Below are 19,413 nucleotides of genomic sequence, written 5' to 3'. Positions count from 1 at the left end.
TGTGTATCAATATCGTCTTAACCAAGAGATGAGAGAAACATCCTCGACCCTGATGACCGACCCCGCCAAGAGAGGGCAGGAGTGAGCATTCGCCAAACATATCGCATGCGACTGCACCGTAAGCGACTGTTAATCCGCGCGTTTCGTAAACGGAGCGAGCTGCGATGCATTATGGACCGCACTCAGGTTATCAAGAAATCCGATATTTTGGCATTTGTGACCCTGCGCAATGAACGCGTCCGGTTGCCGTTCTTTCTGCGCTATTACCGCGAAATGGGCGTGCACCATTTCATTTTCGTCGATAATGGCTCTGATGATGGGTCTGTGGATTATCTGAAACGGCAGCCCGATGTCTCGCTTTGGGCAACCGATGCAAGCTATAAACGCGCGCGTTTCGGTATGGATTGGATGAACCATCTGCTGCGCCGGTATGGCACAGGGCATTGGTGCCTGACGGTCGACCCGGATGAATTCTTCGTCTATCCGTTTTGCGATACCCGCCCGATTGAGGCGCTGACAGATTGGATGGATACCTATGGCATTCGTGCCTTCCCGGCGATGTTGCTGGATATGTATCCCAAAGGCCCAATTGATGCAGAGCCATATCACGAAGGGCAAAACCCCTTTGATATTGCCTGTTGGTTTGACAGCGGGAATTATGTGATTTCTAAAAATCCGCAGTTTCAAAATCTGTGGATACAGGGTGGCCCGCGTGCCCGGAATTTCTTTTCGGATGCACCGGGAAAAGCACCATCTTTAAACAAGGTGCCACTAATCCGCTGGGATCGCAGCTATGCCTATGTGTCGTCCACCCATATGGCGCTGCCGCGTGGGCTGAACATGGTCTATGATGAATGGGGCGGGGAGCGGGCATCGGGCTGCCTGCTGCATGCCAAATTTTTATCACCGCTAAGCGCAAAGGTCGCAGAGGAATTGAAACGCAAACAGCATTTCGCTGGTTCTCGCGAATACCGCGCCTATTCAGACACGCTGTCGCAGCAAAGCGATCTGTGGTGCAAATGGTCTGAGAAATACATCAACTGGCGTCAGTTGGAGATTTTAGGCCTGATGTCCAAGGGGAATTGGGCATGAGCATAGGCTTCATCATGATGTGCCACACGGCGTTACATCGTGCGGCTCAGGTGGCGCGCTATTGGGCGACATCGGGCGCCCCGGTGGTGATCCATGTCGATAAACGCGTCCATGCCGATGATTACGCCGATCTGACGGCCAGCTTGTCTGATTTGGACAATGTGTCCTTTTCGGCCCGGTTCACCTGCGAATGGGGCACATGGTCCCTGGTTGCGGCCAGTCAGGCGGCGGCTGAAATGATGTTGGAAAAGCACCCGGACGCAAACCACGTCTGCCTGACATCTGGCTCGTGCCTCCCGCTACGCCCGGTCGAAGAGCTTCAGGCCTATTTGGCGCAGCACCCTTGGACCGATTTTATCGAAAGCGTCACCACATCTGAGGTCGGCTGGACCCAGGGCGGGCTGGATATGGAACGCTTCACCCTGCGCTTTCCTTTTTCATGGCGCAAACATCGCAAATTGTTTGACAAATACGTCCGTTTGCAGCGCACCGTGGGGTTTAGCCGGCGCATTCCACCCGGGCTTATCCCGCATATGGGCAGCCAATGGTGGTGCCTGACCCGACAAACCCTGACCGCCATTTTAGAAGAGCCGGAACGCAAAGTTTACGATTCCTATTTCCGCAAAGTCTGGATCCCTGATGAAAGCTATTTTCAGACGCTCGCGCGGCTCTATTCCACCAAGATCGAAAGCCGGTCTTTGACGCTGTCGAAATTTGATTTTCAGGGCAAACCACACACGTTTTACGATGATCATTTGCAACTTCTACGCCGTTCTGATTGTTTCATCGCCCGAAAAATCTGGCCCAAGGCCGACCGGCTGTATGCAACCTTTCTACGCGCGCGCGACACGGCGCCTACGATCGCAGAACCCAATCCACAAAAAATCGATCGGTTGTTTTCCAAAGCGGTCGCCCGGCGCAACAAGGGCCGGCCGGGCTTATATATGCAGTCGCGCTTTCCGGTCAGGGATCATGAGAATGGCAAAACATCTTCGCCATTTTCCATTTTTCAGGGCTTCACCGATCTGTTCGAGAATTTTGAAGGATGGCTTTCAAAATATGTCGGCGCACGCGTGCATGGGCATCTGTTTGGTCCCGAACGCGTGGCGTTTTCAGGCGGTGAGGCCGTGTTTAACGGCTGCTTGACCGATTCTGCCGCCCTGCGCGATTATGATGCCCGCGCCTTTCTGACCAGCGTTATCTGGAACTCTCGTGGGGAGCGGCAGTGTTTCATGTCCAGCCCGCGCGACACGCAAGATATCAACTGGTTCACCGCAACCGATCCAAATGCACAGATTTCGGTGATCTCTGGCGCATGGGCGATCCCGCTGTTCAATTCTTCTGATAATTTCTCGGTGATCCGAAAAGAGGCAGCGCGGCTGCAAAAGCTGGAGCTGGCGCATCTGGATATCTTGCAATCCATGTATGTGAAGGCCCGTGTCCGCATCTGGTCTCTGGCCGATTTCGTTGAAAACCCGATGGAGCCTTTGCAGACCATTGTGGATGAAATCAGCCCGCGTTCGGCACGGCGCCTGACCGAAGCACCGCAAATGGTTCCGCTGGAAGGATTTGGGCAATTCCTGCAAAACCTTAAAAACCAAGGCATGCAGCCACAGCTGATGGGGGACTTCCCCACCACAGGAGAGCTGAAACCCTATTCTTCGCGCCGCGGGCGCCCTTACTTGGTAAAATAATCAATGCCTCATTTTGAAAGCTTTGTGATTTTCGCAGAGATGCGCACCGGATCAAATTTGCTGGAAGCGGCAATTAATGCGCTGCCCGGCGTGACCTGTCACGGCGAAGCATTCAACCCCGCGCTGATCGGCTATCCCAACCGGACAGAGCTTTTGGGGATCACATTGTCCGAACGCGATGCCGATCCGACCACGCTATGGAAAGCAATCCGCAAAGCGCCCGGTCTGAACGGCTGCCGATATTTTCACGAACATGATCCGCGCGTCTTAGCTTTGATGTTAAAGGACCCCAAATGCGCCAAGATCATTTTGACGCGTAATCCAATTGAAAGCTATGTCAGCCTGAAAATCGCCCGCTCCACCAATCAATGGAAGTTAGGCGATGCCAGCAGCCGGCGTATTGCGCAGGCAGAATTTCAGGCCTCTGAATTTGAAGATCACCTGACAGAGCTGCAAGATTTCCAGATCATGCTGATGAATGCGCTGCAGGTGTCGGCCCAGACAGCCTTCTATATCGATTATGAAGACGCGCAGAATATTGACGTGTTGAACGGGTTGGCCAAATGGCTGGGGGTCGAAGACGGGCCTGATGCCTTGCCCAGCAGCCTTGTGGTACAAAACCCTGAACCGCTAAGCGCGAAGGTGACGAATTTCGCGCAGATGGAAGCATCGTTGGCCCGTATGGATCGGTTTAACCTGTCACGCACGCCGAATTTTGAACCCCGCCGGGGGCCGAATGTCCCCGGCTTCATTGGTGCCTCGCAAGGGGGGGCGGGGCTGCTATATATGCCGCTGCGCCCCGCCTTGGATCAGCCGATCCGCACCTGGTTGGAGCAGATCGGAGAGCTGACTGAGAATTATTCGCAAAAGACCTTGCGGCAGTGGAAGCGACAGCACAAAGGCCATCGCAGTTTTACCGTCATTCGTCATCCACTGATGCGCGCACATCTGGCCTTTATCGCACTGCTGGACTGGCCGCAATTTGACGAGACACGGCGGATTTTACGCAACGGCTATAAGCTGACCTTGCCCGAGCTGGCACATTGCAGCCCGGCGGATTACGCCGATGCGTTGCACGCATTCATCTTATGGCTGAAAGCCAATCTGAACGCTCAGACCAGCCTGCCGGTAAATCACCTTTGGGCTAGCCAATCCACGATGCTGCATGCATTTTCGCAAATCGCCGCACCGGATATGCTGATCCGAGAGGAGCGTCTGTCAGATGATCTGGGCTATATCGCGTCTTGCGCCGGGGTAACTGCCCCAATGTTTAGTGATGTCACGGCGGACAGCGGGCCGATCCCCCTGCACGACATTTGGTCGCCGCAGCTGGAAGAGGCTGCACGCGATGCCTATCAGCGCGATTATATGCAATTCGGTTTCTCGCAGTGGCGCGCATGAAACGCCAAAACCGGGCAGAAGCCCGGCTTGTAAAACCATATGCACGACGGTGGGTTACGCCTTACGCGGCAAGCCCCTGACCTGCGGTCAAAACCCCATGCAGGGCCAAAGGGTCTGTGTTTGCCCGCAGTTTTTTGCAGGTTTCCGCATCACGCATCGTGCGCGACACCAGCGCCAGTGCCTTCAGATGTTCGACACCTGATGATTTCGGCGCCAGAAGCGCAAAGACCAGATCCACTGGCTGACGATCCACAGAATCGAAATCCAGCGGTTTTTCCAGCCGTAAGAACAGCCCGATCACACGGTCCAACCCATGTAACCGCGCATGTGGCAGCGCAACGCCATGGCCCACACCAGTCGGGCCAAGGCTTTCACGTTCCTGCAACGCATCAACAGTTGTTGGCGCATCAAGCCCATAGGCCTGCGCGGCGACATCCGCGAGGTCCTGAAACAGGCGCTTCTTGCTTGTTACCTTAGCCAGCGTTTTGACCGCATCCGGCCTAAGCAAGTTGGATAAATCCATCTGTCCTTTTTCCGCGCCTGCTCCCGTAGGACAAACGCTTATTTACTGTTGCGCGGGTCGATCCAGCCGACGTTGCCATCGTCACGGTGATACACCACATTCACCCCGCCATGTTTCTCATTGCGGAAGACAAGAAGCTTTTTATGCGAGATTTCCATCTGCATCACGGCTTCACCAACCGACAGCGTTGGAACCTGCGTTTCCATCTCTGCCACGATCGCTGGGGCGTCACCACCCTCTGCTCCGGTCGATTCGTCTTCCTCTTCTGAGGCGAGCACATAAAGCCCTGCGGCTTCAAATTCAATGGGGGTGCTGCTGCGACCGCTATGGTGGTCTTTCAGCCGGCGTTTATGGCGGCGCAGCTGCTTGTCCATTTTTTCTTGGCAGGCATCAAATGCTGCGTAAATCTCGGTCGCGTGGCCGGTCGCAGCGGCTGTCAGACCTGTCGAAAGATGGACCGTCGATTCACAAAAATACTCATGCGCACTTTTGGAAAACACAACGGTCGCATCTGTCGGGCGCTGCATATATTTCTCCACCGTGCTGCTCAGCTCGGTTTTGACATGGGTTTGCAGGGCTTCGCCAACATCCAGTTGCTTTCCACTGATCTGATAACGCATGGGCTTCTCCTCTTCTTTTATAGACTCGTAGACGGTGCTCTTTCTCGGGTTACGAGTCAGTTAAATTCTTTATGAGACAACCATTTGCAGTGATCGAAGTTCCACTGTCACAACGGTTCTCACTGCCCTGTTACGGGCTGTGCGTCGGAGTCGGGAAAGGGTGTTTTGATCACGCATGTTATAATCATTTGGGAACGGATTTCGGCGACTGTCAACGATTCAATCCGCCGCAGTGCAGCAGGCTCGCGGCCTGGTGAACACTATTGAATCAATCTGTTACTGGATTTTGAAATTCTGGCCCAGGTAAACACGGCGCACATTTTCATCGCGCACAACCTCGTCGGCGCTGCCCGACATCAGTACTTTTCCATCGTGCAAAATATAGGCTCGGTCGACGATTTCCAATGTCTCACGGACATTGTGGTCCGTGATCAAAACGCCAATGCCACGCTGTTTTAACTGCGCAACAAGGCCGCGAATTTCGCCGACGGCAATCGGATCCACACCAGCAAAAGGTTCGTCCAACAGCAGGTATTTTGGATCCGCGGCTAAACAGCGCGCGATCTCGCACCGTCGGCGTTCCCCACCCGACAGCGCCAGCGCTGGCGCCCCGCGCAGGTGTTCGATCGAAAAATCACCCAGCAATTCTTCAAGCCGTTCACGGCGCGTATGCGGATCATCCAGTGCAATTTCCAAAACAGCCATGATGTTTTGTTCCACTGTCAGGCCACGAAAAATCGACGCCTCTTGCGGCAGATAGCCGATACCAAGCTTAGCACGGCGATACATCGGCAGACCCGTCACATCCCGACCATCCAGCATAACCTGCCCGGCATCGGGCGTAATCAAACCCGCAATATTGTAAAAACAGGTAGTTTTTCCCGACCCGTTGGGCCCTAAAAGCGCAACAACCTCCCCGCGGGAGAGCTCCATCGACATATCGCGCAGGATCGGACGTTTCTTATAGCTTTTGCGCAGGCCGCGGATCAGCAATCCACCGTCCCCGGACGTGACGCTTAATCCGTCTGACGTGATATCCGTCATTTGCTGCCACCGGGTTGTAAAATGGTCCGAACGCGGCCATCCATCTGACCTTTTCCGGTATCCATATCAACAGTAAGCTTTTGACCGGACATCACATTTTGCCCCTGCGTCAGCAACACATTTCCCGTCATCACTAGATTGCCATTGGGCACGTCATAGACGGCTGCGTCCGATTCTGCTGCCTCGCTCGGAGAGACGAGTACCACGCTGCCGCTGGCCGTAATCGTCTGCACCTGTGACGCATCGCCAGAACCATAATCGACCTTCAACACCGAAGCATTCAACCGCATGTCGCCCTGGATCACCAAAACATCGCCCGTAAACGTAGCCTGTCCAGTGTCTTGGTTGACCTCAAGCTGATCGGCGGTGATCTCTACCGGGGCAGAGCTGTCACCCTTGATACCGCCAAATGCAACGGTTTGGGCCAGTGCCGGAATCGGCAATGCCAAGGTCAATGCAAGTGTCAGAATACGCAACATGGCAACCATCATTCATTCGCTTCCCGGTTCATATATCAGCTTAACGCCCTGAGTGAACAGGATGTTCTGCGCGCTGCCGCGCCCCAGCCTGTGGATCTCCATCGCGCCAGCATCAATTGTGCCCATCGGTCCCGTGCCGCGCACTGGGCCAGGCGACACAACCTGCCCACTATCGGTCGTCATTTCAACGAAATCCGATAACATCCGGTATCCATCCGAGGTTTGAATAGCGACCTTTTCGTTCAACTCGATTCGATTCTCCGCCGGAGAAAACCGTCCGGTACTGGCCGAGATATTTGTGGTCGTGCCATCCAACCCCACCAGTTGGGCGACCAGCTTTTCGATCCTTGTGCCGCCATCGCCATCCACATTTGGGGTGGCCGCAACGGCCTTGGCGCTAAGCGCATCACCACTTTGGGTGACGCCGGAATATTCGGGCTGGCTGATGCGCGGCTCGCTGGCCAGGGCTTCCAAATCCACATCGGAATAGGGGATTGCGGCCTGTGGGTCCGCTTTACGGCCGAACAAGAAGACGGTCGACAAAAGCACAAGCGCGAACAGGGGCAGCAGTAATTTGGCCCATCGTATAAAGATTGAATACCGATTGTCTAAAGATGCCACGCCGCCAACCTGTCAGTGATGGAAAATGTCAGTTGGTTCGCCCCAACCCAACAGATCAAGCTTCGCGCGGGCCGGTAAAAAGTCAAAACACGACTGGGCCAGCACAAGGCGATCCTCCCGCTGCAAGCGCACAATCAGCGCCGCTTTCAAACGGTGCAGATACAGAACATCGGATGCCGCATACTCCATTTGCGCTTTGCTAAGCTCTGCGCTGCCCCAGTCGGAACTTTGCTGCTGTTTCGAAATATCTACGCCGACAAGTTCCGACAAAAGATATTTCAGTCCGTGACGTTCCGTTGAGGTTCGTACCAGCTTTGACGCAATCTTGGTGCAAAAGATCGGCCGGGTGTCGACGCCAAATGCGTTATACAACGCAGCTACATCGAAGCGCGCGAAATGGAATAGTTTTTCAACTTTAGGATCGTTCAACAGCTGGCATAGCCGCGGCGCCTGTGTTTGGCCGCGCGCGATCTGCACCAGATGCGCATTGCCGTCACCGGCACTCAGTTGCACAAGGCACAACCGATCGCGGCGTGGATCCAACCCCATCGTTTCGGTGTCAACAGCCACGCTGGTGCCGAAATCCAATCCCTCAGGCAGATCTTCTTGATATAGATAAACAGTCACACCTGCCCCCTTCACTGTGGAAACATATAAGCGTGCAAGTGATGAAATGCCAATGGCGGCAATCAAGCTGGTCGTGAACCGGACCCAAGATCGCCGCCAATCATGGGGTTACTGTATATCCTGACGCACAATATCCGAGATCAGAACATCATTCACCGTCCGTCCCAGCACCTTTCGTGCTGCCTCTTTCAGCGCACGGCGCAGCACATCCATATTAGATGTTGAGGTGAACACCCCGCGGAACCCCCCGGTATTGGCATGATCGAACAGAACCTGCAGGAAGCTGTCGCGTAGCTTTGGTTCCACCGCATAGACGGATTCGGTCCCGCCCACTTCGACCTCAAGGCTAAGTGACATGACAACCATGGCAGTCACACGGGCCTCATCAACCAGCGGCACCACGAATTGGTTGTTCAGTTTGACATATTCATGGGTTGCGCTTTCGCTGTCCTCCTCGGCCATCTCAGCGTCATCTTCGGCAGGATAATCCCCTTCGGCGTCCTCCCCAGCGGCGACCTCTTCGGGTTCAGGCGGGGGTGGGCGCAGGAAAAATCCGGCAGCTCCACCTGCAGCAAGGCCGATAACGATTAAAAGAATAGGAAGGATCTTGCCCATAAATCAGCCTCAGAACGGAAGAATAATATCGGCAACCTGCTGCCCAAGGCGCGGTTGCTGAACGTCAGTGATTTGGCCGCGCCCGCCATAAGAAATCCGCGCGCCTGCGATCTTGTCATAGGTGATTTCGTTCTGACGGCTGATGTCTTCAGGGCGCACAAACCCGGCCACTACCAGCTCACGCACCTCGAAATTCACCCGAACTTCTTGGCTGCCTTGGATACGCAAAACGCCATTGGGCAATGCGTCAATCACGGTGGCCGCAACCCGCAGCGTCAGCTGTTCATTGCGCGAAACAGACCCATCGCCAGCATAAGAACTACTGGAATTTGTCGCCACGGCACTGTCCATCGATGCGCCATCGGGCAAAGCTTCGTTCAGGCGCTGCGGTATCCCCATCAGCGATGGGATGCCCATTGATTCGGACCCGCTGCGCGACCGGTCTGACGAATTTGAGAAGCTGGCACTATCGTCGATTTCAATGACCACGGTCATGATATCCCCTGGCTGCGCCGCTCGACGATCCCCCAATAGGGATTTCGGCGTGCCCGACCAGAGAGATGCGGTCCGTGTCGGGCTGGGCTGTTCCAGTGACACCGGCATCGGCGTCCGGTTCATAGCGTAATATTCATTACCCTCTTCGACCGGCGTGAAATCGGGGGCGCGTCCGACCTGCTCCAACCGGTTGCAGCCCAACAAAGCGACACTCATTAGCAATAAGGTTACAGCTCGCATAGCGTGCTCACTCCTTCAAAACATAGGCGGTGCCATCGCGCGAAATCGTCGCGAAGACTGTGTTCTTAGAGCTGACATTCATGATCCGAATTGTCTCTCCGATGGAGGCGCGTTCCATCGCGCGCCCTTCAGTGACGATCGTCAACACACCGTTTTGAAACGCCAACGGCAAAATTTGATTGCGTTCCACCACGGCAGGTTCGCGCAAATGTTCCGGACGAATGGGACGCCCGGCATAGATGGCCACGCGCGTCTCTAACCCCAGCGCCTCGCCGGGATCTTGTAAAACGCCGGGGGCCTCGCCCGCCTTTAGGGCCAGATCTTCGGGGCCAAGAATTGAACGGGCCCGCAGCGTCCGCGTCGACACAAGGTAATCTGCCATCGCGGCGCCACCCCAGCCAATCAAGGCAAGCGCAAGGAAAAGATGTTTCATCACCGGACCTGTGTCGTCGTGCCAAGCATCTGATCGGCGGCGGAAATAACCTTGGAGTTCAATTCATAACCGCGTTGCGCCTTAATCAATTCGGTGATTTCACGCACCGGATCCACCGAGCTTTCTTCCAGATAACCCTGGCGCACCGTCCCTAGGCCGTCTTCGCCCGGAGTGCCCACATTCGCCGGGCCAGAGGCGCCGGTTTCCAAGAACAGGTTCGACCCAATCGCTTCAAGCCCCTTTGGGTTGGTAAAATTGGCCAGCGTCAATTGACCCAATTGCTGGGCATCGACTTGGTCACTGAAATAGGCGTAAACCTCGCCCGACCCATTGATTGCAATGGCGCGCGCATCGTCGGGAATCGTGATGTTGGGGACAACCGGATATCCATCAGAGGTCACGATCTGGCCATCGGCCGAACGTTTCAACCCGCCGTCACGCGTATACCCGGAAATGCCGCCCGGCATCTCAACTTCGAAATAGCCCAGCCCTTCGATGGCGACATCCAGATCGCCACCTGTTGAAGCAATCGTGCCTTGTGACAATTCCATTGTGATTGCGGTGGGACGAACACCCAGACCCAACTGCACACCCGTCGGAACAACGGTGCCATCATTGGCTGTAATCGTGCCGGGACGCGTGTTTTGCTGATAATGTAGATCTGCGAATTCAGCACGACGGGCATTATACCCAGTTGTCGACATGTTGGCGAGGTTGTTAGAAATCACCTCAACCCGCATTTGCTGGGCGCTCATGCCAGAAGCGGCAATCTGTAGGGCACGCATAGGATTCTCCTTATGACGTTACGGTCGAGATGACTTTGCGGATGCGTTCGTCTTCCCGTTCTAAAAAAGTCTGACCCATTTCATAGGCGCGCTGCACCTCAATCATCCGGGCCACTTCCATGATTGGGTCTACGTTAGATTCCTCAATATATCCTTGAAGGATCACTGGGTTCTCAACGGCGAGTGGATCTCCCTCAACGGTAAAGCGGGTGCCACCCGCATGAACCAAACCCGTGGGATCGGTGGGGACATAGACGCCCAAAAGGGCGATCGGTTCACCATTCGCAGACATGCTGCCGTCCTGCCCGACCGCAATCTGCGCATCGGGGGGAACCGTGATCGGCCCGCCACCCGAATCAAGCAGACGATATCCGTCCATCGTCACCAACTCCCCTTCCGGGGAAGGGGTGAAACTGCCGGCGCGCGTCAGTTGGTTGCCCTCTGGTGTTTCGATCATGAAAAAACCTTCACCCTCGATCGCGAAATCAAAGGTGCCACCGGTGCCGGACAATGGCCCCTGTGCGGTATTCACATTGCGGCCCAAGGCATATGCCATTGATAAAGAAGGTGCATCGCCTTCTAACGACGCAACATGTTCGGCGAAGATAACGCCTTCACGGCGATATCCTGTGGTGGATACGTTGGCGATATTATTCGCAACGACCTGCATTTCTTTCATCAGGCCAGATTGCCGCGATAAGGTGGAATAGATGGAATTGGCCATCACATGCCTCCTGCAATCAGCGGAACGATGTCAGCCGTGAAAAAATCGACCAATCGTTCCGACATAAAAGACATTGAAACCCAAAATACGATCAGCATCGCGCCGACCTTGGGTACGAAAGTCAGCGTCATCTCCTGCACCGATGTCAGGGCCTGAAACAGGCCAATCGACACCCCTGCAATCAACGCAACCAGCAACATCGGCGTTGAGATGATCACTGCAACCCATAGGCCTTCGCGCAGTGTGTCGAAAAAGATGACCTCTGATCCCATGTTACACCGGCATCCGCAGGATTTCTTGATAGGCTTCAACGACCTTGTTGCGCAGCGTGACAGCGGTTTCGACCGCCAGTTCGGTTTGCGCCAAGGCCTGCACCAAAGTGTGCGGATCCGCTTGCCCCATCATTGCGGCTTTTGCGGTTTGCTCGCCGTTTTGCACCGTATCGGCAAAGCTGGACGCCAGTTCACCAAAGAGATTTTGTTCCGTCGCACCAGCTTCAGGAATCTTCGCGGCAGCCGAGCGTGCTTGCGCATAGCTTTGGGCTGCGAGGGATGTTTTCATGTCCATTCTAGACCTCTTCCAAGTTAACGACGCAGGATATCAAGCAACGCGGACGACATTTGCCGCGTCTGATCGAACATCTTCAAATTTGCCTCGTAGCTGCGCTGCGCTTCGCGCGCGTCAGCGATTTCGACCACCAGATCGACATTCGATCCGTTATAATAGCCATTCTCATCCGCCAGCGGGTTCCCCGGCTCATAGATCCGGGCCAGCTCTGAGCGATCCAGCTGCACGGGACCGATTTCCACTGCACCAGAGGTCTGCGCAGTTGCCGCCACCTCCTCAAATCGCGTGGTCTTGCGGTGATAGCCGGGCGTATCGGCATTCGCGATATTCTCGGATACGAAACGCAGGCGTGATGCCTGTGCCTTCATGCCTGACGCGGCAATCGTCAGCGAATTGGTAAAATCGTTCATAATCAGCTCCTCGACACGCTGGTTCGAAGGATGTTTAAGGTGGATTTATAGATGGCGAGCGCCTGATCATGCTGGCGCTTGACCTCCACGGCTTTGACCATCTCTGTCTCGACCGAGACAGAATTGCCATTGGGCGACATGGTGCCGGGATCGGATCGGGTCATAACGGAGGACGTGACCATATGGTCCGCGCCGATATGGCCAGCGCGCGTTGCCCGCATAGGGCTATCTGCCCCTTCGGTGTATGTTTCACTGAAGGGTGCGACGTCCTGCGCCTTATAGCCGGGCGTATTCGCATTCGCCATGTTCTGCGAAACGACCGTTTGTCTTTGTGCGGCGTGCCGAGCCATCGACTCCGCCATCTTCATAATCTGCATATTCTCGAACATCGGGGCTTCTCCTCCGAACTATTCATCTTGGATTAAGCCCGAATCATTTAGAAAACGTTTCGAGAACATATGGAGGCCAGAATGGCACTTGGGGATCTAGATCAGTTGCGCGCATCGATTTCAGACTTTGACGCAGTGCATGCTGTTGGGCGTGTCTGTGCCATCGGGCAGGGCACGTTAGAGGTCAGCGGACTTTCTAAAATTGCGTCACTAGGTGACCGGGCCGATATTCGCTGCCGTGCAGGCCATCACATCGGGGCAGAGATTCTGGCCTTGAATAAAGACACCGTCACCTTGCTTGCCGATGGCGCTATAGATGGTGTCTCGATTGACGATCGTGTCGACCTGTTGGGGCAAACAGGGATTTGCCCTGATGATTCGTGGGTCGGCCGGATCGTCGATCCCTTTGGTCACCCCCTTGATGGCCGTCCGCTGATGCGCGGCCCGATTGAGCGAAACCTGCGGGCAAAACCCCCCGCCGCGGCACAGCGGCGTCGCTTAGGCGCACGATTGGAAACGGGTATGACCGTGTTCAATACGCTACTTCCTTTGGTTCAGGGGCAGCGGATTGGTCTGTTCGCGGGCTCGGGCGTGGGTAAATCGTCGCTTCTGGCAAATTTCGCCAAAGGCGTATCGGCGGATATCGTCGTCATCGCCCTGATTGGTGAACGCGGACGAGAATTGCGTGAATTCGTCGAAAAAGTTTTAGGACCAGAAGGGATGGCACGCGCCGTTATTGTCGCAGCAACCTCGGATATGTCCCCATTGGTGCGTCGCCGATGCGCATGGTCGGCAATGAGCGTGGCAGAACATTTCCGCGATCAGGGCCGACATGTCTTGTTTCTAGCCGATTCAATCACCCGATTTGCGGAAGCCCATCGCGAAGTTGCCCTTGCCGGTGGCGAGCCGCCCAGCCTGCGCGGCTTTCCCCCCTCCACATCGCATCAGATCATGTCGCTTGCGGAACGCTCTGGGCCCGGGCTGGAAGGAACGGGCGATATTACGGCGGTGTTTTCGGTTCTGGTTCCGGGTTCGGATATGGAAGAACCTGTCGCGGATATCCTACGCGGTGTTCTGGATGGTCACGTCGTGTTGGATCGCACAATTGCCGAACGCGGGCGCTACCCTGCGGTAGATCTTCTGCGCTCCGTGTCGCGCTCCTTGCCGGATGCAGCCAATGCTAATGAAAACAAACTGATCATTGAGGCGCGTCGATTGCTCGGCGCCTATGACCGGGCCGAGACGATGATCCAGGCTGGCCTGTATCAGAAAGGGTCTGATCCCAATATTGATAAAGCGGTCTCGATCTGGCCGGCACTGGATGGATTTATTTCAGAGATGGAGCCGAACAGCTCCACTAACAGTTTTGCCCGGCTGGCAAATGTTCTGAAATCAGGTGCCTTAAAGGGGTGATGATTGGGGCGGCGTTCAACAACCGCCCTAATTTTCGTTCGATGCCGCCAGCATTTGCTTCATGTTCCCGGTTTGCGGCAACGCATCCGCCAAAACCAGAATCCACAGCAGGATCGGGATCGCGACGATACCGCCGACAGGCCCCCAAAGCCAAATTCCAAAAATCAATGACATGAATACCAGCAACGGGTTCAGCCGCATGTGTTTGCCCACCAAGGCAGGCGTCACGAACTGCCCCTCTGTGGCATTCAGCGCGGCGTAGCAGGCCGCCGGCAGCAATGCCCAAATTCCGTCAAATGTGCCAACACCCGCAAAAATAAGCGAGACAACAAGACAGGCTGGCCCAAGATATAAGATGAAGTTGATCAAAAATGCCACCAGCCCCCATAGGATCGCGCCGGGCATTCCCAAAACCTGCATTACGATACCCGTTGCCAGGCCAAGGCCTGCGTTAATGACTGTTATCGTTAGGAAGTAGCTTGATACTTTGCGCTCTGCCAAATGCAAACGACGTGCGGTGCCGGCGCGTTCCGACGATTCTGCCAGATGCGCTGCAGCCCAGGAATAGATGTCATTGCGGGTCAGTAAGAAGAAAAATAGCGTCCCGATGAACACCAAAACCTGCGCCAACACGGCAGGTGCCATCAGCAAGGCATCGGTGATATTGGGCATTGCAACGCTAGCTTCTTCGCCGCCCTGAGTGCTTTGGGCGGTGGAGCTCACCGCCTCGCTGATCTGATCGCCCATATCTTGTAGGTTTCGAAACGATTGGCGGAAGCCATCCACCACTTCCTTCACATCAGACCAAACTTTTGGCGCCTGGTCGACAAGCTGCACAACAAGCGGGTGAAACACCATCACCAGCAGCCCCATCGCAATCAGCATCATAAACAGCGAGGTTAACGCCCCCCAGACAGGCGAGAACCCCATTTTCTCCCATGTGTCGGAAACGGGTGAAAGCACTGCACCTGCGACCAAGGCCAAAGCCATAGGAGCAAAGATACTTTCCACCTGCACCAATGCGAATACGATCGCGACAAAGCCGACGAATATAATCGCAATGCGTGACAGGGTTTCAAGGCGACTCATGCAAGATATCCTTATTTTGAAACAGTAACGCCTGCGTGAGGATACGGTTCCATGACAATCCCCGCGAAACGTGTTAAAGGGGCACATTAGGTCAGCGCCGTTCCGCTGATTGAATGCGTCGGACAACACGCCCACTTAGTCCATTGGCCGTCAAATATATCATTTAAGAATAGACTGTTATAGCAAAGGCGCTGGGCCATCTGATTGCGCCGCCGTCATGCGCAGTTGCACGCCCTTAGCACAGGGGCAAAAGAAAAAGACGCGATCTTGCGAACCGCGTCTTTTGGATATGCCACTCAACGCAGCCAGTAGGCCGTGCTGCATCAACCATTTAACGATCAGGCCAGCAATGTTTCTGTCGATGAGAAGAACATCGCTTGGCTTACAGCCGATTGCACCTGCGTTTCGGTATATGGCTTGGTGATCAAGAAAGCGGGTTCCGGGCGTTCCCCTGTCAGCAGGCGCTCTGGGAAGGCGGTGATGAACACGACCGGCAGCTCATCAAACTGGCCGAGAATATCATTGACCGCATCGATGCCAGAGGAATTGTCCGCCAGCTGGATGTCTGCCAAGATCAGATCGGGTTTTTCACGCGCCGCCAGCTCTACGGCCTCAGTCCGGGTGCGGGCGATGCCGGTTACGGTGTGGCCCAATTCCTCAACAATCGCGCGAATATCCATCGCGATGATGGCTTCATCTTCGATGATCATCACCTTGCCTGCGACAGATTTTTCCATCTCGCGCAGCGCAATTTCAACCAGTTCTTCGGCTTCTCTCTTGTCGATCTGCATGATCGTTGCGACTTCCTCGTAACGGAATCCCTCGATCGTGTGCAGCAACAAAGCCTCACGGGTGTTGGGTGTCAGCTCAGCCATGTGATCTTGCGCTCGGGTTTCCAACGACCCCGTCGCATCACCCAATGGTGCACCGGATGAGGCCCAAACAAGGTGGAACGCATGGAACAAAGCGACCTTGGGATCCGTTACACTGTTGAAGATTGCTTCTTCCGCAAGAATGGCCTCCAGGGTTGCGGCCGCATAACGGTCACCTGTGTCTTGGCTGCCCGTGAGTGCCCGGGCGTAGCGGCGCAGATAGGGTAGGTTCGCTGCGACAGCGCCGGCGATATCGGTGGGCATGAAGATTTCTCCCAAATTTTCTTTGTTTCCATGGAACCAACTTCCTTGTCCGGGAATTGGTTCCATGTAAAAAGCGTTAGATCGGAACTTAGATATGACCAACGACATGGCTGACGACAAGTCTAAAGCCAGCATCAAGGAGCAGATCAATCAAAACCTCAAGCGCGTCTACGATCAGGCGTTGAATGAGGATGTTCCAGATCGCTTTAAAGACCTGCTGGCGCAATTGCGTGCAAAGGAGGGTGGCAAATGAGTTCGCCCTCCAGCACCACCCCTACGGCTGAATTGCGCGACCCGCGTGACGAGCTTCCAGAACACCTGCAGGCCCTGCGTGCTTTTGCGATGTCACTAACCCGTAATTCCGCCCAGGCGGATGACTTGGTTCAGGACACGATTGTCAAAGCATGGTCAAATATTGAGAAGTTTCAGGTTGGCACCAATCTGCGCGCTTGGTTGTTCACAATTCTGCGGAACACATTTTACTCTGATCGTCGCAAGCGCAAACGTGAAGTTCCTGACCCCGAAGGCATTCACGCAGCCACGCTGAGCGAAAAGCCGGCACATGATGGCCGATTGGCGATGAATGACTTCATGGTTGCATTTGATAAGCTGTCCCCTGAACATCGTGAGGTGCTAATCCTTGTCGGCGCTTCCGGTTTCTCATATGAAGAAGCTGCTGAGACGATGAATGTAGCGGTTGGGACCGTCAAAAGCCGCGCGAATCGGGCGCGGGCGCGATTGTCCGAAATGCTGCATCTTGAAGAAGGTGAAGACATCATGGGCAATATGGACGCCACCTCCCTTGCCGCGATGTCAAATTCCGGGACAAACGCTGCATGAAGACAGAAAAAATGTCGAAAGGGTCGCTTATCGACCGACTCGGCGTGCGCCTCGCGATTTTCCTCGCGGTGGCGCTTTTTCCTTTGTTTTTGATCTCGACGGTTCAATCGAGCTCATTGCTTAGGGAAGCACGGGCGCGGTCTGAAGCTGCGCTTATGGGGGAAACGCTGCAGGCCGTGGCCGGACAAAACCGGATCTTGCAACAGGCTTTGGCCGAAGCACGGCTTTTGGCGTTTACCATCGGTCCGGTGATCGAATTCGATCGCGGTTGTAATGATCAGATGATCAAAACAACCGAGGCAAATGATGATTTATCCTTCGCAGCCTATATACCTTTGGACGGGAAAATGACCTGTTCATCGCGTGATATCACCTATGATTTCAGTGGGATGCCGCTGTTTGATCAGATGATAACACCGGATCAATCCAGTTTTTTACTGAACCCCGATGGGCCGATTTCCGGTCAGGCTGTTATCGGCGTGATCCACCCCGTTTTCGACAAAGCGGGCAAAAAGATTGGTGTTATCTCACTTAGCTTGCCCCATTCGTCTTTGCATACTTATGAAGATCGTCTGGGCTATGATACGGAAAAAGCACTTACGATTTTGACCTTCGATACGGATGGGCGTGTCATCACCTCTTCCGCTGACCCTGATGAGACAGAAATCGATCTGCCAGCCAACCGTGCGCTGCCAGCGTTGGCGGGGACCAAGGCCGCAACATTTACGGCGCGGTCAAATTCCGGGGATGAGCGGGTCTATGCCGTGCTAGAGCTTTTGCCGGATCAGCTTTATGTGATGGGAAGCTGGCCTGCCAAAGCTGCGATTTCCATGAATCCGATTGCGGATTTTTCGCCGATTCTGGTGCCTGGGATGATGTGGTTGGCATCGCTTCTGGTCGCGTATTTCGCGATGCAAAAGCTGGTGATTGGGCATATTAAGCGGCTTTCGCGTAGCTTGCGGACCTTTGCCTCGGGCCGTCGTGCCGTCGGGGATCTAAATTATGCCAGCGCGCCGCGTGAAATTCGTCTGCTGGCGCAAAGCTATGAAAAAATGACCGAGACAATTCTGCATGATGAAGCGGAATTGGAGGATATGATTCATCACCAAGAGGTGTTGTTGCGCGAAGTTCACCACCGGGTGAAAAACAATCTTCAGCTGATCGCGTCAATCATTTCGATGCAAATCCGTAAATCGCGGACACCGGAAACCAAAGAGCTGATGAAAGGCCTGCAAGAACGGGTCATCAGCTTGGCCACAATTCACCGTGGATTGTATCAAACGTCAGGTTTGTCAGATATCCGCGCAGATGAATTGCTGCCCGATATCGTGCGTCAGATTACTGCTTTGGCGACAGGGCCCGAGCGCCGCATCGACATCGATTGCCATATCGACAAGATCAAACTGATCCCTGATCAGGCCGTGCCGCTGTCGCTGTTGCTGACCGAAGCGATGACAAATGCCATGAAATACGCGTCATCACCCGACGGAAACCCGGATTTGCAAATTAAGCTGACGGAAGACGATGAAGGTCTTGCCTCCCTTGTTCTTGAAAATTCGCTGGATGAGGCCGGACCGAAAGAAACCGGTGTAGGCAGCGGACTCGGTTCGCAGTTGGCACAAGCTTTTGTGCAGCAGTTGAACGGCACGATGGTCACCAGCAGCGAAGGCGGACGTTATCGCCTGACAGTAGAGTTCAAGCTGGCGCTTATGGCCGAAGCAGAGCTGCGCCATGCCCGCGATGAAGACGATGATGAAAATGAGGACGAAGACTAGGGCAGAGCCGCGCCGGCCGGTCTATCGCGTGCAATATTGGCGCAGCGTGCGGTATGCACCTGTAGTTTTTGGCGTCGCCTTGACAGGGTAGAAGGCATAAGTCCTTCCTTTCTCGTGGCGTTGCCCTTGGCCTTTCTGTGTTCCGGCTGCGCCGGGTCACAGCCCTTATCCCACCTTCCGAAACACCTGCGGTTCGACGGCTGTTTTTTGCAACGCAGGTGGGGAATAGCGAAATTTGCAGCAAAGACTCTGTATTGCCGCAGATCCTGTCACTTGGGCTGGGTCAAATTTGGGCAGGTTCGGAATTTAAAAACCAGGGCTGATCAATCGCTTTCGGGGTGCTAATGGGTAGCGCTAAGCAGGCGATCACCACGATATCGTCAATCGGCAATGACACCGCA

At 54.7% G+C, this 19,413-nt stretch carries 24 protein-coding genes; 7 read left to right on the top strand and 17 right to left on the bottom strand.

Going from position 1 to position 19,413, the window contains the following annotated elements:
* Window positions 1–105 precede the first annotated feature (105 nt).
* From BFP70_RS10115 to BFP70_RS10105, 3 genes are read left to right on the top strand one after another with little or no spacing between them, the layout of a single operon-like run.
* The gene (locus tag BFP70_RS10115; RefSeq protein ID WP_066011452.1) at window positions 106–1,092 is read left to right on the top strand and encodes a glycosyltransferase family 2 protein; all 987 of its coding nucleotides are present in this window, start codon (window positions 106–108) and stop codon (window positions 1,090–1,092) included.
* Window positions 1,089–2,786 (top strand): beta-1,6-N-acetylglucosaminyltransferase, encoded by a 1,698-nt coding sequence (locus BFP70_RS10110; protein ID WP_066011451.1) that lies wholly within the window; start codon window positions 1,089–1,091, stop codon window positions 2,784–2,786. Before BFP70_RS10115 ends, BFP70_RS10110 begins: the two co-directional genes overlap by 4 nt.
* Window positions 2,787–2,789: 3 nt before the next feature.
* Window positions 2,790–4,187 (top strand): nodulation protein NodH, encoded by a 1,398-nt coding sequence (locus BFP70_RS10105; RefSeq protein WP_066011450.1) that lies wholly within the window; start codon window positions 2,790–2,792, stop codon window positions 4,185–4,187.
* 61 nt (window positions 4,188–4,248) lie between these two features.
* Here BFP70_RS10105 and BFP70_RS10100 read toward each other — a convergent pair whose 3' ends face one another.
* From BFP70_RS10100 to BFP70_RS10030, 15 genes are all read right to left on the bottom strand, one after another.
* Window positions 4,249–4,710 (bottom strand): PTS sugar transporter subunit IIA, encoded by a 462-nt coding sequence (locus tag BFP70_RS10100; protein ID WP_066011449.1) that lies wholly within the window; start codon window positions 4,708–4,710, stop codon window positions 4,249–4,251.
* Window positions 4,711–4,748: 38 nt separating this feature from the next.
* Window positions 4,749–5,330 (bottom strand): ribosome hibernation-promoting factor, HPF/YfiA family, encoded by a 582-nt coding sequence (hpf, locus tag BFP70_RS10095; RefSeq protein WP_066011448.1) that lies wholly within the window; start codon window positions 5,328–5,330, stop codon window positions 4,749–4,751.
* 276 nt (window positions 5,331–5,606) lie between these two features.
* Window positions 5,607–6,374 (bottom strand): LPS export ABC transporter ATP-binding protein, encoded by a 768-nt coding sequence (gene lptB, locus BFP70_RS10090; RefSeq protein WP_066011447.1) that lies wholly within the window; start codon window positions 6,372–6,374, stop codon window positions 5,607–5,609.
* Window positions 6,371–6,865, bottom strand: a complete 495-nt coding sequence (gene lptA, locus BFP70_RS10085) for a lipopolysaccharide transport periplasmic protein LptA (protein WP_369820199.1) — start codon at window positions 6,863–6,865, stop codon at window positions 6,371–6,373. The genes lptB and lptA overlap by 4 nt, the downstream gene beginning before the upstream one ends.
* Entirely contained in the window at window positions 6,866–7,474 is a 609-nt protein-coding gene (gene lptC, locus BFP70_RS10080) for an LPS export ABC transporter periplasmic protein LptC (protein WP_066011446.1), read from the bottom strand.
* Window positions 7,475–7,486: 12 nt separating this feature from the next.
* Window positions 7,487–8,101, bottom strand: a complete 615-nt coding sequence (locus tag BFP70_RS10075) for a ribonuclease D (protein WP_066011445.1) — start codon at window positions 8,099–8,101, stop codon at window positions 7,487–7,489.
* A 108-nt stretch (window positions 8,102–8,209) separates the two neighbouring features.
* Window positions 8,210–8,716 carry a flagellar basal body-associated FliL family protein gene (locus BFP70_RS10070; protein WP_066011444.1) on the bottom strand — a complete coding sequence of 169 codons (507 nt, stop codon included), beginning with the start codon at window positions 8,714–8,716 and terminating at the stop codon, window positions 8,210–8,212.
* A gap of 9 nt (window positions 8,717–8,725) precedes the next feature.
* Window positions 8,726–9,451, bottom strand: a complete 726-nt coding sequence (gene flgH / locus BFP70_RS10065) for a flagellar basal body L-ring protein FlgH (RefSeq protein ID WP_066011443.1) — start codon at window positions 9,449–9,451, stop codon at window positions 8,726–8,728.
* Window positions 9,452–9,458: 7 nt separating this feature from the next.
* On the bottom strand, window positions 9,459–9,884 hold the full coding sequence (gene flgA / locus BFP70_RS10060) for a flagellar basal body P-ring formation chaperone FlgA (RefSeq protein ID WP_066011442.1): 426 nt from the start codon (window positions 9,882–9,884) through the stop codon (window positions 9,459–9,461).
* Window positions 9,884–10,669, bottom strand: a complete 786-nt coding sequence (flgG, locus tag BFP70_RS10055) for a flagellar basal-body rod protein FlgG (RefSeq protein WP_066011441.1) — start codon at window positions 10,667–10,669, stop codon at window positions 9,884–9,886. The genes flgA and flgG overlap by 1 nt, the downstream gene beginning before the upstream one ends.
* 10 nt (window positions 10,670–10,679) lie before the next feature.
* On the bottom strand, window positions 10,680–11,393 hold the full coding sequence (locus BFP70_RS10050; protein ID WP_066011440.1) for a flagellar hook-basal body complex protein: 714 nt from the start codon (window positions 11,391–11,393) through the stop codon (window positions 10,680–10,682).
* A complete protein-coding gene (locus tag BFP70_RS10045; RefSeq protein WP_066011439.1) occupies window positions 11,393–11,665 on the bottom strand; it encodes a flagellar biosynthetic protein FliQ in 273 nt (90 codons plus the stop codon). Before BFP70_RS10045 ends, BFP70_RS10050 begins: the two co-directional genes overlap by 1 nt.
* A 1-nt stretch (window position 11,666) precedes the next feature.
* On the bottom strand, window positions 11,667–11,960 hold the full coding sequence (fliE, locus tag BFP70_RS10040) for a flagellar hook-basal body complex protein FliE (RefSeq protein ID WP_066011438.1): 294 nt from the start codon (window positions 11,958–11,960) through the stop codon (window positions 11,667–11,669).
* Window positions 11,961–11,977: 17 nt separating this feature from the next.
* Window positions 11,978–12,370: a flagellar basal body rod protein FlgC gene (gene flgC, locus BFP70_RS10035; RefSeq protein ID WP_066011437.1), complete on the bottom strand. Its 393-nt coding sequence runs from the start codon at window positions 12,368–12,370 to the stop codon at window positions 11,978–11,980.
* Window positions 12,371–12,372: 2 nt separating this feature from the next.
* Window positions 12,373–12,759, bottom strand: coding sequence for a FlgB family protein (locus BFP70_RS10030; protein ID WP_066011436.1), 387 nt, complete (start codon window positions 12,757–12,759; stop codon window positions 12,373–12,375).
* A gap of 81 nt (window positions 12,760–12,840) precedes the next feature.
* Here BFP70_RS10030 and BFP70_RS10025 point away from each other — a divergent pair, with 81 nt between their 5' ends.
* The gene (locus BFP70_RS10025; RefSeq protein ID WP_083217439.1) at window positions 12,841–14,172 is read left to right on the top strand and encodes a FliI/YscN family ATPase; all 1,332 of its coding nucleotides are present in this window, start codon (window positions 12,841–12,843) and stop codon (window positions 14,170–14,172) included.
* Window positions 14,173–14,199: 27 nt separating this feature from the next.
* Here the strand turns inward: BFP70_RS10025 and BFP70_RS10020 are convergent, their stop codons facing one another.
* Window positions 14,200–15,261 (bottom strand): AI-2E family transporter, encoded by a 1,062-nt coding sequence (locus BFP70_RS10020; protein WP_066011435.1) that lies wholly within the window; start codon window positions 15,259–15,261, stop codon window positions 14,200–14,202.
* 338 nt (window positions 15,262–15,599) lie between these two features.
* On the bottom strand, window positions 15,600–16,397 hold the full coding sequence (locus BFP70_RS10015) for a response regulator (protein ID WP_066011434.1): 798 nt from the start codon (window positions 16,395–16,397) through the stop codon (window positions 15,600–15,602).
* Window positions 16,398–16,503: 106 nt separating this feature from the next.
* Between BFP70_RS10015 and BFP70_RS10010 the strand changes: the two genes are divergently transcribed.
* Genes BFP70_RS10010 through BFP70_RS10000 form a run of 3 tightly spaced genes read left to right on the top strand, consistent with a single transcriptional unit; the run spans window position 16,504 to window position 19,012 of the window.
* Complete coding sequence (locus BFP70_RS10010; protein ID WP_066011473.1) at window positions 16,504–16,650, top strand: NepR family anti-sigma factor; 147 nt, start codon at window positions 16,504–16,506, stop codon at window positions 16,648–16,650.
* On the top strand, window positions 16,647–17,237 hold the full coding sequence (locus tag BFP70_RS10005) for an RNA polymerase sigma factor (RefSeq protein WP_066011433.1): 591 nt from the start codon (window positions 16,647–16,649) through the stop codon (window positions 17,235–17,237). Before BFP70_RS10010 ends, BFP70_RS10005 begins: the two co-directional genes overlap by 4 nt.
* Entirely contained in the window at window positions 17,234–19,012 is a 1,779-nt protein-coding gene (locus BFP70_RS10000; RefSeq protein ID WP_066011432.1) for a sensor histidine kinase, read from the top strand. Before BFP70_RS10005 ends, BFP70_RS10000 begins: the two co-directional genes overlap by 4 nt.
* Window positions 19,013–19,413: the final 401 nt, after the last annotated feature.

It is taken from the genome of Thioclava sp. SK-1 (genome assembly GCF_001705665.1).
Taxonomy (GTDB): domain Bacteria; phylum Pseudomonadota; class Alphaproteobacteria; order Rhodobacterales; family Rhodobacteraceae; genus Thioclava.
The sequence above is the reverse complement of the archived record's forward strand: the minus strand, read 5'-3'. Positions and strand labels throughout refer to the sequence as shown.